The organism is Variovorax sp. GW822-FHT04E09, assembly GCF_058800845.1.
This window is the reverse complement of sequence record NZ_JBXAMR010000013.1, coordinates 59,993-72,530: the sequence shown is the minus strand read 5'-3', so window position 1 is coordinate 72,530 and position 12,538 is coordinate 59,993. Positions and strand designations below refer to the sequence as shown.

Sequence of the window (12,538 nt, the reverse complement as noted above, 5' to 3'; positions counted from 1 at the left end):
AGGCCTGCGCTTCGCCATCCGTGAAGGCGGCCGTACCGTGGGTTCGGGCGTCGTGGCCAAGATCCTCGACATCTAAGCCGAGCGTAAAGAGTACCGGAGGGGTATAGCTCAATTGGCAGAGCGTCGGTCTCCAAAACCGAAGGTTGTAGGTTCGATTCCTACTGCCCCTGCCACCTAGGTGGCACCCCGACAAGCCCATCGCGATCCGATGGGCTTCGGCGTCTCAAGAGACGCATTGAATTGAAGGCCGCGAGGCCACAGGAAATCAGCCGACATGGCCACTTCTCAAATCGAAACCGTGAGCACGGGTGCCGACAAAGCCAAGCTGGCTGCGGCGGTGGTGCTGGCAGTGGGCGCCATCGTGGCGTTCTACCTGCTGTCGCGCCAAGGCTCGCTGGTGCAATGGGCTGCGCTGCTGGTCGGCCTGGCTGCGGCCGTGGGCGCCTTCGGCAGCTCCGAGAATGGTCGTCAGCTGTGGGCTTTCGGTCGTGACTCGTGGCGCGAGGTCAAGAAGGTCGTGTGGCCGACCCGCAAGGAATCGATGCAGATGACGGCCTATGTGTTCGCCTTCGTGGCGATCATGTCCGTCTTCCTCTGGCTCACCGACAAGACACTCGAATGGGTGTTCTTTGACCTCATTCTGGGCTGGAGAAAATAATGACCGACAACGCAGTTGAAACCACGCAGAGCACGCCGGAAGAGGAGCAGAACCCTCTCCTGACCCCCGCTGCCAACCCTGATCTGCGTTGGTACGTGGTGCATGCCTACTCGGGCATGGAAAAGGCTGTCGAGCGCAACATCACCGAGCGCATCACCCGCGCCGGCATGCAGGACAAGTTCGGCCGCATCCTGGTTCCGACCGAAGAAGTGGTCGAGATCAAGAACGGCCAGAAGCGCACCACCGAGCGCCGTTTCTTCCCGGGCTACGTGCTGGTCGAAATGATCATGGACGACGAGAGCTGGCACCTGGTGAAGCACACCAACAAGGTGACGGGTTTCGTGGGCGGCGCCAAGAACCGTCCGGCCCCGATCTCGCAGAAAGAGGTCGAGGACATCGTCAACCAGATGCAGCAGGGCACCGAGAAGCCGCGCCACAAGGTCGAGTTCACCGTGGGTGAGTTCGTGCGCGTCAAGGAAGGCCCGTTCACCGACTTCAATGGCACGGTGGAAGACGTCAACTACGAGAAGAGCAAGGTCAGCGTGTCGGTCATGATTTTTGGCCGCGCCACCCCTGTGGAGCTCGAATTCGGTCAGGTCGAGAAGACCTGATCCCATGGCCTGCCTTCGGGCGGGCCTGCCAGTTTCCGGCTGCGCGTTGTCCGACTCGGCGCGCGGCCTTGATCGAAGAGTCGTTTAACCCCGGGGAGCCGCGGCGAGAGCCAAGGCGATATCACCCGCAAGGAGCAAAGCATGGCGAAAAAAATCGTCGGCTTCATCAAGCTGCAAGTGCCAGCTGGTAAGGCCAACCCGTCCCCGCCGATCGGTCCCGCACTGGGTCAGCGCGGTCTGAACATCATGGAGTTCTGCAAGGCGTTCAACGCGCAAACCCAAGGCGTCGAGCCGGGTCTGCCGCTGCCGGTGGTCATCACCGCGTTCGCTGACAAGAGCTTCACCTTCATCATCAAGACGCCCCCGGCGATCACCTTGATCAAGAAGGCCATCAAGCTGGACAAGGGCTCGGCCCGTCCGCACACCGACAAGGTCGGCAAGATCACGCGCGCTCAGCTCGAAGAAATCGCCAAGGCCAAGATGAAGGACCTGACTGCCGCCGACCTCGACGCAGCAGTTCGCACCATCGCCGGCTCGGCCCGCTCGATGGGCGTGAATGTGGAGGGCGTGTAAATGTCCAAGATCACCAAGAAGCAAAAGTCGCTGCAAGGCAAGGTCGACAGCAACAAGCTGTACCCCCTGGCTGACGCCATCGTCATCGTCAAGGATGCCGCCACCGCCAAGTTCGACGAATCGATCGACGTGGCCGTGCAGCTGGGCATCGACGCGAAGAAGTCGGACCAGGTGGTTCGCGGTGCTGTCGTGCTGCCGAACGGCACCGGCAAGACCAAGCGCGTCGCCGTGTTCGCCCAAGGCGCCAAGGCTGAAGAAGCCAAGGCCGCCGGCGCCGACATCGTCGGCATGGACGACCTGGCTGCGATGGTCAAGGCTGGCGACATGCCTTTCGACGTCGTGATCGCTGCCCCTGACGCCATGCGCGTCGTCGGTACGCTCGGTCAGATCCTCGGCCCGCGTGGCCTGATGCCCAACCCCAAGGTTGGCACCGTGACGCCTGACGTCGCCACCGCTGTCAAGAACGCCAAGGCTGGCCAGGTCCAGTTCCGCGTCGACAAGGCCGGCATCATCCACGGCACGATCGGCCGTCGCTCGTTCGACAACGACAAGCTGCAAGGCAACCTCGCTGCGCTGATCGACGCTCTGGTCAAGGCCAAGCCCGCGACCAGCAAGGGTGTGTACCTGCGCAAGGTGGCTGTGTCGTCGACCATGGGTCTGGGTGTCCGCGTGGACACGCAAACCATCTCGGCGAGCTAAAGAGATTTGCCCGATCCCGCAAGGAGAGGGCGGATGTGGTGGGTCGCGGCAGCTTCGGTTGCCGCGAGCCATCCAAGACCGCTGGTGTGCAGGGCGCTGCACTTAATGGCCGGATCGATCCTTCCGGTATCCAGCGCAGATGGCGACCCCACTGCAAGGAATTTGATTTTTGTTCCGAAACAGTTGGTCGCTGCATGAAGCGCGATCCGAGGCCCCGGCCGAAGGTCGCATTAAAAGGAGTAGACCTTGAGTCTGAATCGCAGTGAGAAAGAAGCGGTCATCAGTGATGTGACCAGCCTCGCCGCAAAAGCTCAAACGCTCGTGATGGCGGAATACCGTGGCATCACGGTGGCCGATATGACCAAACTGCGCAGCGAAGCGCGCAGCAACGGTGTGACCCTGAGTGTTCTGAAGAACACGCTGGCTCGCCGTGCTGTCGCTGGCAGCCCGTTTGAGATCGTCGGCGACCAGATGACCGGTCCGCTGATCTATGGCTTCTCCGAAGACGCTGTGGCTGCCGCTAAGGTGGTGGCCAATTTCGCGAAGACCAACGACAAGTTGGTGATTCGCGGTGGCGCATTCGGTGGCAAGGCCCTGGACGTCGAAGGCGTGAAGCAACTGGCCAACATCCCTTCCAAGGAAGTGCTGCTGGCGCAACTGCTGGGCTTGATGCAATCCCCGATTTCTCGTACCGCTCGCGTGCTCGCGGCGCTGGCCGAGAAGCGTGGTGGTGGCGAAGCTGCACCCGTCGCCGATGCACCGGCAGAAGAAGCGCAGGCCGCCTGAGCGCGCCCTCGTTTTTGAATATTCAACCCAATTGTTAGGAAACAAAAATGGCATTCGATAAAGACGCATTTCTGACCGCGCTCGACGCAATGACGGTCCTGGAACTCAACGACCTGGTCAAGGCCATCGAAGAGAAGTTTGGCGTGAGCGCCGCAGCCATGTCGGCACCCGCTGCCGGCGGTGGCGCTGCTGCTGCAGTCGCTGAAGAGCAAACCGAATTCAACGTCATGCTGATGGATGCTGGCGCGAACAAGGTGTCGGCGATCAAGGCCGTGCGCGAAATCACCGGCCTGGGCCTCAAGGAAGCCAAGGACCTGGTGGAAGCCGCTCCCAAGGCTGTCAAGGAAGGCCTGTCGAAGGCTGACGCTGAAGCCGCCAAGAAGAAGCTGGAAGATGCCGGCGCCAAGGTGGAACTGAAGTAATTCAGACCCCCTAGAGGGCTGGAGGTGCCTGAAAAGGCCCTCCAGCCTTTGCCGCTTTCAGAGCGCACCCAAAAGCCGGCTTGGTACCGGTTTTCCCGAAGGCCCGAAGGCCGACGGAAAAGCAAAAGCCAAGACGATTTTTGAGTGTCTTCTGAACCCGACTGCAGAAGACCCCTTGGTTCGGGCGATGTGCAATGCATCGCCGTCCGCCAACGGCTGGTAGTGGCCAGCCGCCAAGCAGTGGTGCCGTTCGCCCGGCACTGCTGACAAGTCGCTGAAGATCTCAAGCACCGGAGCTCTCATGGCCCAATCGTCCGCGTACAGTTACACCGAACGCAAGCGCATCCGAAAAAGTTTCGGTAACCGCGACAGCGTCGTCGAAATCCCTTACCTGCTGCAGATGCAGAAAGACGCGTACACCGCGTTCCTGCAAGCCGGCATCGCCCCCAAACAACGCACCGTCGAAGGCCTGCAGGCCGCGTTCGACGCCGCCTTCCCGATCGTCTCGCACAACGGTTTCGTCGAGATGAAGTTCCTCGAGTACAACCTGGCGAAGCCGGCGTTCGATGTGCGTGAGTGCCAGACCCGCGGTCTGACCTTCGCCTCGGCCGTGCGCGCCAAGGTGCAGCTCATCATCTATGACCGCGAGTCGTCGACCTCGCAGTCGAAGGTGGTCAAGGAAGTGAAGGAACAAGAGGTCTACATGGGCGAAGTGCCGCTCATGACCGACAAGGGTTCGTTCATCATCAACGGCACCGAGCGCGTGATCGTCTCGCAGCTGCACCGTTCGCCCGGCGTGTTCTTCGAACACGACAAGGGCAAGACGCACAGCTCGGGCAAGCTGCTGTTCTCGGCCCGCGTGATTCCCTACCGCGGTTCGTGGCTCGACTTCGAGTTCGACCCGAAGGACATGCTGTACTTCCGCGTGGACCGTCGCCGCAAGATGCCGGTCACGATCCTGCTGAAGGCCATCGGCCTGAACCCGGAATCGATCCTCGCGAACTTCTTCGTGAACGACAACTTCCGCCTGATGGACAGCGGCGCGCAGATGGAGTTCGTCTCCGAGCGCCTGCGCGGCGAAGTCGCGCGCTTCGACATCACCGACAAGTCGGGCAAGGTCGTGGTCGCCAAGGACAAGCGCGTCACGGCGCGTCACACGCGTGAACTCGAGCAGGGCGGCACCACGCACATCAGCGTGCCGGAAGACTTCCTGGTCGGCCGCGTCATCGCCCGCAACATCGTCGACGCCGACTCCGGCGAAATCCTGGCCAAGGCCAACGACGAACTGACCGAAGCGCTGCTCAAGAAGCTGCGCACGGCCGGCGTGCAGGACATCCAGGTCATCTACACGAACGAACTGGACCAGGGCGCGTACATCTCGCAGACGCTGCGCATCGACGAAACGGTGGACGAGTTCGCTGCCCGCGTGGCCATCTACCGCATGATGCGCCCCGGCGAGCCGCCGACGGAAGACGCGGTGCAGGCCCTGTTCCAGCGCCTGTTCTACAACCCGGACACGTACGACCTGTCGCGCGTGGGCCGCATGAAGTTCAACGCCAAGGTCGGCCGCGACGAATCGACCGGCCCGATGGTGCTGACCAACGAAGACATCCTGGCCGTGGTCAAGATCCTCGTGGACCTGCGCAACGGCAACGGCGAAGTCGACGACATCGACCACCTGGGCAACCGCCGCGTGCGTTGCGTCGGCGAACTGGCCGAAAACCAGTACCGCACCGGCCTGGCACGTATCGAGAAGGCCGTGAAGGAACGTCTGGGTCAGGCCGAGCAAGAGCCGCTGATGCCGCACGACCTGATCAACAGCAAGCCGATCTCGGCCGCGCTGAAGGAATTCTTCGGTGCCTCGCAGCTGTCGCAGTTCATGGACCAGACGAACCCGCTGTCCGAAATCACCCACAAGCGCCGCGTGTCGGCCCTTGGCCCGGGCGGTCTGACGCGTGAACGTGCAGGCTTCGAAGTGCGCGACGTGCACGTGACCCATTACGGCCGCGTGTGCCCGATCGAAACGCCTGAAGGCCCGAACATCGGTCTGATCAACTCGCTGGCCCTGTACGCCCGCCTGAACGAATACGGCTTCATCGAGACGCCGTACCGCCGCGTGGTCGACAGCAAGGTCACGATGGACATCGACTACCTGTCGGCCATCGAAGAAGGCAAGTACGTCATCGCCCAGGCCAACGCGGTCCTGGACAAGGATGGCAAGCTGACCGGCGACCTGGTCTCGGCGCGTGAAGCCGGCGAATCGATCCTGGTGGGTGCCGAGCGCATCCAGTACATGGACGTGTCGCCCGCGCAGATCGTGTCGGTGGCCGCCTCGCTCGTGCCGTTCCTGGAGCACGACGATGCGAACCGCGCGTTGATGGGCGCCAACATGCAGCGTCAGGCCGTGCCTGTGCTGCGTCCGGAAAAGCCGATGGTCGGTACCGGCATCGAGCGCGTCTCCGCGGTCGACTCGGGCACCGTGGTCACGGCCACCCGCGGCGGTATCGTCGACTACGTCGATGCGACCCGTGTCGTGGTGCGCGTGAACGACGCCGAAGCGGCTGCCGGTGAAGTCGGTGTGGACATCTACAACCTGATCAAGTATCAGCGTTCGAACCAGAACACCAACATCCACCAGCGTCCGATCGTCAAGCGCGGCGACAAGATCGCCAAGGGCGACGTGGTGGCCGACGGCGCATCGACCGACCTCGGCGAACTGGCCCTGGGCCAGAACATGCTGATCGCGTTCATGCCCTGGAACGGCTACAACTTCGAAGACTCGATCCTGATCTCGGAACGCGTCGTCGCCGAAGACCGCTACACCTCGATCCACATCGAGGAACTGGTGGTGATGGCCCGCGACACGAAGCTGGGCGCCGAGGAAATCACGCGCGACATCCCGAACCTGGCCGAGCAGCAGCTCAACCGCCTCGACGAATCCGGCATCATTTATGTCGGCGCCGAAGTGCAGCCGGGCGACACGCTGGTGGGCAAGGTCACGCCGAAGGGCGAGACCACGCTGACGCCTGAAGAGAAGCTGCTTCGCGCCATCTTCGGCGAGAAGGCTTCCGACGTGAAGGACACCTCGCTGCGTGTGGATCAGGGCTCGCAAGGCACCGTGATCGACGTGCAGGTGTTCACCCGCGAAGGCATCCAGCGCGACAAGCGCGCCCAGCAGATCATCGACGATGAACTCAAGCGCTTCCGCCTCGACCTGAACGACCAGCTGCGCATCGTCGAAGCCGACGCGTTCGACCGTATCGAGAAGCTGCTGACCGGCAAGGTCGCCAACGGCGGCCCGAACAAGCTGGCCAAGGGCACCAAGCTCGACAAGGCCTACCTGTCGTCGGTCGAGAAGTTCCACTGGTTCGACATCCGCCCGGCGGAAGACGACGTGGCTTCGCAGCTCGAGTCGATCAAGAACTCGCTCGAGCAGACGCGCCACAGCTTCGACCTCGCGTTCGAAGAAAAGCGCAAGAAGCTCACGCAGGGCGACGAGCTGCCCGCGGGCGTGCTCAAGATGGTCAAGGTCTACCTGGCCGTCAAGCGCCGCCTGCAACCCGGCGACAAGATGGCCGGCCGTCACGGCAACAAGGGTGTGGTGTCCAAGATCGTTCCGGTCGAAGACATGCCCCACATGGCCGACGGCACGCCGTGCGACATCTGCCTGAACCCGCTGGGCGTGCCCTCGCGGATGAACGTGGGCCAGGTGCTTGAAGTGCACCTGGGCTGGGCCGGCAAGGGCATCGGCCAGCGCATCGGCGACCTGCTGCAGCAGGAGGCCAAGGTGGCCGAGCTGCGCAAGTTCCTGGAGCAGCTGTACAACGGCTCGGGCCGCAAGGAAGAGCTCGACCAGCTGAGCGACACCGAGCTGCTCGCCATGGCGGCCAACCTGCAAAGCGGCGCGACCTTCGCGACGCCGGTGTTCGACGGCGCTTCGGAAGAAGAAATCCGCGGCATGCTGAAGCTGGCCTACCCGGACGACATCGCCAAGCTCAAGGGCCTGACCGATACGCGCACGCAGGCCTACCTGTACGACGGCCGCACCGGCGACCAGTTCGAGCGTCCCGTCACCGTCGGCTATATGCACTTCTTGAAGCTGCACCACTTGGTGGACGACAAGATGCACGCCCGTTCGACCGGCCCGTACTCGCTCGTCACGCAGCAACCGCTGGGCGGCAAGGCGCAGTTCGGCGGCCAGCGTTTCGGTGAAATGGAAGTGTGGGCACTGGAAGCTTACGGCGCCGCCTACGTCCTGCAGGAAATGCTGACCGTGAAGTCCGACGACGTGCAAGGCCGTACCAAGGTGTACGAAAGCATCGTCAAGGGCGAGCACTCGATCGAAGCCGGCATGCCGGAATCGTTCAACGTGCTGGTCAAGGAAATTCGTTCGCTGGGTCTCGACATCGAGCTCGAGCGTTCCTAAGTTGAAAAGGGAAAGAGTCTTATGAAATCGCTACTCGACCTGTTCAAGCAATTCACGCCCGATGAGCATTTCGATGCCATCAAGATCGGCATGGCTTCGCCCGAGAAGATCCGTTCGTGGTCTTTCGGCGAGGTGAAGAAGCCTGAGACGATCAACTACCGCACGTTCAAGCCCGAGCGCGACGGTCTGTTCTGCGCCAAGATCTTCGGCCCCATCAAGGACTACGAGTGCCTGTGCGGCAAGTACAAGCGCCTGAAGCACCGCGGCGTGATCTGCGAGAAGTGCGGCGTTGAAGTCACGCAGACCAAGGTGCGTCGCGAGCGCATGGGTCACATCGACCTTGCCGCGCCCTGCGCCCACATCTGGTTCCTGAAGTCGCTGCCGTCGCGCCTGGGCCTCGTGCTCGACATGACGCTGCGCGACATCGAACGCGTGCTGTACTTCGAAGCGTACGTGATCACCGACCCCGGCATGACCCCGCTGAAGAAGTTCGGCATCATGTCCGAGGACGACTACGACGCCAAGCGCAAGGAATACGGTGACGAGTTCATCGCCAAGATGGGCGCCGAAGGCATCAAGGACCTGCTCGAAGGCATCGAACTCGACAGCGAGATCGAACGCCTGCGCGGCGACCTGACCGGCTCCGAAGTCAAGGTCAAGAAGAACTCCAAGCGCCTGAAGGTGCTCGAGGCCTTCCGCAAGTCGGGCATCAAGCCCCAGTGGATGGTGCTCGAAGTGCTGCCCGTGCTGCCGCCGGACCTGCGTCCGCTGGTGCCGCTGGACGGCGGCCGCTTCGCGACCTCCGACCTGAACGACCTGTACCGTCGCGTCATCAACCGCAATTCGCGTCTGCGCCGCCTGCTGGAGCTGAAGGCTCCGGAAATCATCGCGCGCAACGAAAAGCGGATGCTGCAAGAGGCGGTCGACTCGCTGCTGGACAACGGCCGCCGTGGCAAGGCCATGACGGGCGCCAACAAGCGCGCGCTGAAGTCGCTGGCCGACATGATCAAGGGCAAGAGCGGTCGTTTCCGCCAGAACCTGCTGGGCAAGCGCGTGGACTACTCGGGCCGTTCGGTCATCGTGGTGGGCCCGACGCTCAAGCTGCACCAGTGCGGCCTGCCCAAGCTGATGGCGCTCGAGCTGTTCAAGCCCTTCATCTTCTCGCGCCTCGAAGCCATGGGCATCGCGACGACGATCAAGGCTGCCAAGAAGGAAGTCGAGTCGGGCACGCCGGTGGTCTGGGACATCCTGGAAGAAGTGATCAAGGAACACCCGGTCATGCTGAACCGTGCGCCTACGCTGCACCGTTTGGGCATCCAGGCGTTCGAGCCGATCCTGATCGAAGGCAAGGCCATCCAGCTGCACCCGCTCGTTTGCGCGGCCTTCAACGCCGACTTCGACGGCGACCAGATGGCTGTCCACGTGCCGCTGTCGGTGGAAGCGCAGATGGAAGCCCGCACGCTGATGCTGGCCTCCAACAACGTGCTGTTCCCGGCTTCGGGCGAACCGTCGATCGTTCCTTCGCAGGACGTGGTGCTGGGTCTGTACTACACGACCCGCGACCGCATCAACGGCAAGGGCGAGGGCCTGATCTTCTCCGACATCGGTGAAGTGCAGCGCGCGCTGGACGCCAACGAAGTCGAGCTCACCGCCAAGGTCGCGGTGCGTATCACGGAGTACACCAAGGACAAGGAAACCGGCGTGTTCACGCCGTCGACCTCGCTCGTGGACACCACCGTGGGCCGTGCCCTGCTGTCCGAGATCCTGCCGAAGGGCCTGCCGTTCTCGAACATCAACAAGGCGCTGAAGAAGAAGGAAATCTCCAAGCTCATCAACGTCTCGTTCCGCAAGTGCGGCCTGAAAGAGACCGTCGTGTTCGCCGACAAGCTGCTGCAAAACGGCTTCCGCCTGGCGACCAAGGCCGGCATCTCGATCGCGATCGACGACATGCTGGTGCCCGCTGAGAAGCACGGCATCATCGAGCGCTCGGCCAAGGAAGTGAAGGAGATCGAACAGCAGTACGTCTCCGGTCTCGTGACCTCCGGCGAGCGCTACAACAAGGTGGTGGACATCTGGGGCAAGGCCGGCGACGAAGTGTCGAAGGTCATGATGGCCAAGCTGTCCAAGCAGAAGGTCATCGACCGCCACGGCAAGGAAGTCGAGCAGGAGTCCTTCAACTCCATCTACATGATGGCCGACTCCGGCGCCCGCGGTTCCGCAGCGCAGATTCGCCAGGTGGCCGGTATGCGGGGCCTGATGGCCAAGCCGGACGGCTCGATCATCGAGACGCCCATTACCGCGAACTTCCGCGAAGGCCTGAACGTGTTGGAGTACTTCATCTCCACCCACGGTGCCCGTAAGGGTCTGGCCGACACGGCGCTGAAGACGGCGAACTCGGGTTACCTGACCCGTCGTCTGGTCGACGTGACGCAAGACCTGGTCGTGACCGAGCAGGACTGCGGCACGCACGGCGGCTACCTGATGCGCGCCATCGTCGAAGGCGGTGAAGTGATCGAGTCGCTGCGCGACCGTATCCTGGGCCGCTCGGCGGCGGACGACGTGCTGCACCCGGAAAACCGTTCGGTGCTGCTCAAGGCCGGCGAGATGTTCGACGAAGACAACATCGAAGCACTGGAAGCCCAGGGCGTCGACGAAGTCAAGGTCCGCACCGCGCTGACCTGCGAAACGCGTTTCGGCATCTGCGCGACCTGCTACGGCCGCGACCTGGGCCGTGGTGGCCTGATCAACATCGGCGAAGCCGTCGGTGTGATCGCTGCCCAGTCCATCGGTGAACCCGGCACGCAGCTGACGATGCGTACCTTCCACATCGGTGGTGCCGCTTCGCGCGCTGCCATCGCCTCGAGCGTGGAAGCCAAGTCGAACGGCTCGATCGGCTTCAACGCCACGATGCGCTATGTGACCAACAGCAAGGGCGAGCTGGTCGTGATTTCGCGTTCGGGCGAGATCGTCATCCATGACGAGCACGGCCGTGAGCGCGAGCGTCACAAGGTGCCGTACGGCGCCACGCTGACGGTCAAGGCCGACCAGCAGATCAAGGCCGGCCACGTGCTCGCCAACTGGGACCCGCTGACCCGCCCGATCATTACCGAGTTCGCCGGCAAGGCGCAGTTCGAGAACGTCGAGGAAGGCCTGACGGTCGCCAAGCAGGTGGACGAAGTGACCGGTCTGTCGACCCTGGTCGTGATCGACCCGAAGCGCCGCGGCGCTGCCAAGGTCGTGCGTCCGCAGGTCAAGCTGATCGACGCCCAAGGCCTGGAAGTGAAGATCCCCGGCACCGACCACTCGGTGACGATCGGCTTCCCGATCGGCGCCCTGGTGCAGATCCGCGACGGCCAGGACGTGGGCCCCGGCGAAGTGCTGGCACGCATCCCGGTCGAAGGTCAGAAGACCCGAGACATCACCGGCGGTCTGCCGCGCGTGGCCGAGCTGTTCGAAGCCCGTTCGCCGAAGGACAAGGGCATGCTGGCCGAAATGACCGGTACCGTGTCGTTCGGTAAAGAGACCAAGGGCAAGATCCGCCTGCAGATCACCGATCCCGAAGGCGGCGTCTACGAAGACCTCGTGCCGAAGGAAAAGAACATCCTGGTGCACGAAGGCCAGGTGGTGAACAAGGGCGAAAGCGTGGTCGACGGTCCGGCGGACCCGCAGGACATCCTGCGCCTGCTGGGTTCGGAAGAACTCGCGCGCTACATCGTGGACGAAGTGCAGGACGTGTACCGTTTGCAGGGTGTGAAGATCAACGACAAGCACATCGAGGTGATCGTTCGCCAGATGCTGCGTCGCGTCGTGGTCGACAACATCGGCGACACGAGCTACATCTCCGGCGAACAGGTCGAACGCAGCGAAATGCTCAACACCAACGACGCCCTGCGCGCCGAAGGCAAGATCCCCGCGACGTTCACCAACCTGCTGCTGGGTATCACGAAGGCGTCGCTGTCGACCGACTCGTTCATCTCGGCGGCTTCGTTCCAGGAAACGACGCGCGTGCTGACCGAAGCCGCGATCATGGGCAAGCGCGACGAGCTGCGCGGTCTGAAGGAAAACGTCATCGTCGGTCGCCTGATTCCCGCAGGCACCGGCATGGCGTACCACCAGGCCCGCAAGGTCAAGGACGCCATGGACGAGGCCGAGCGCCGCGCCATCGCCGAGTCGGAAGCTGCCGAACTGGCCGGCTCCGGCGACAGCGATGCAGCGACCAGCACGGTGGACGCCAACGAAGGCGCCGCGACCGAATAACTGGTTAGCATCACCGGCATGACCGGTTGCCCACGCCCTCCGACCGCTCCGGTCGGGGGGCGTTTTTCTTTGTGTTCGCAGGGTTCCGACCGATGACCAAGAGGTT

Annotated in this window: 9 protein-coding genes and 1 tRNA gene; all 10 read left to right on the top strand. The window is 62.9% G+C overall.

Annotated features, from left to right (window positions below):
- Positions 1 to 76, top strand: a 76-nt coding sequence (locus tag AC1RL8_RS30215) for an EF-Tu C-terminal domain-related protein (protein WP_492679784.1), incomplete at its 5' end; no start/stop codon positions are given.
- 21 nt (positions 77 to 97) lie between these two features.
- Positions 98 to 173 (top strand) — tRNA-Trp (locus AC1RL8_RS30210).
- Positions 174 to 274: 101 nt separating this feature from the next.
- Positions 275 to 658, top strand: coding sequence for a preprotein translocase subunit SecE (secE, locus tag AC1RL8_RS30205; protein WP_062479313.1), 384 nt, complete (start codon positions 275 to 277; stop codon positions 656 to 658).
- Positions 658 to 1,269 (top strand): transcription termination/antitermination protein NusG, encoded by a 612-nt coding sequence (nusG, locus tag AC1RL8_RS30200; protein WP_492687329.1) that lies wholly within the window; start codon positions 658 to 660, stop codon positions 1,267 to 1,269. Before secE ends, nusG begins: the two co-directional genes overlap by 1 nt.
- 141 nt (positions 1,270 to 1,410) lie before the next feature.
- Positions 1,411 to 1,842 carry a 50S ribosomal protein L11 gene (gene rplK / locus AC1RL8_RS30195; protein WP_056584627.1) on the top strand — a complete coding sequence of 144 codons (432 nt, stop codon included), beginning with the start codon at positions 1,411 to 1,413 and terminating at the stop codon, positions 1,840 to 1,842.
- Positions 1,843 to 2,541 (top strand): 50S ribosomal protein L1, encoded by a 699-nt coding sequence (gene rplA / locus AC1RL8_RS30190; RefSeq protein ID WP_062479319.1) that lies wholly within the window; start codon positions 1,843 to 1,845, stop codon positions 2,539 to 2,541.
- Between the two features lie 246 nt (positions 2,542 to 2,787).
- Positions 2,788 to 3,327 carry a 50S ribosomal protein L10 gene (gene rplJ, locus AC1RL8_RS30185; RefSeq protein WP_056584633.1) on the top strand — a complete coding sequence of 180 codons (540 nt, stop codon included), beginning with the start codon at positions 2,788 to 2,790 and terminating at the stop codon, positions 3,325 to 3,327.
- 47 nt (positions 3,328 to 3,374) lie between these two features.
- A complete protein-coding gene (gene rplL / locus AC1RL8_RS30180) occupies positions 3,375 to 3,749 on the top strand; it encodes a 50S ribosomal protein L7/L12 (RefSeq protein ID WP_070063901.1) in 375 nt (124 codons plus the stop codon).
- A gap of 301 nt (positions 3,750 to 4,050) precedes the next feature.
- The gene (gene rpoB, locus AC1RL8_RS30175) at positions 4,051 to 8,175 is read left to right on the top strand and encodes a DNA-directed RNA polymerase subunit beta (RefSeq protein ID WP_492687328.1); all 4,125 of its coding nucleotides are present in this window, start codon (positions 4,051 to 4,053) and stop codon (positions 8,173 to 8,175) included.
- 21 nt (positions 8,176 to 8,196) lie between these two features.
- Positions 8,197 to 12,432: a DNA-directed RNA polymerase subunit beta' gene (gene rpoC / locus AC1RL8_RS30170; RefSeq protein ID WP_062479330.1), complete on the top strand. Its 4,236-nt coding sequence runs from the start codon at positions 8,197 to 8,199 to the stop codon at positions 12,430 to 12,432.
- Positions 12,433 to 12,538: the final 106 nt, after the last annotated feature.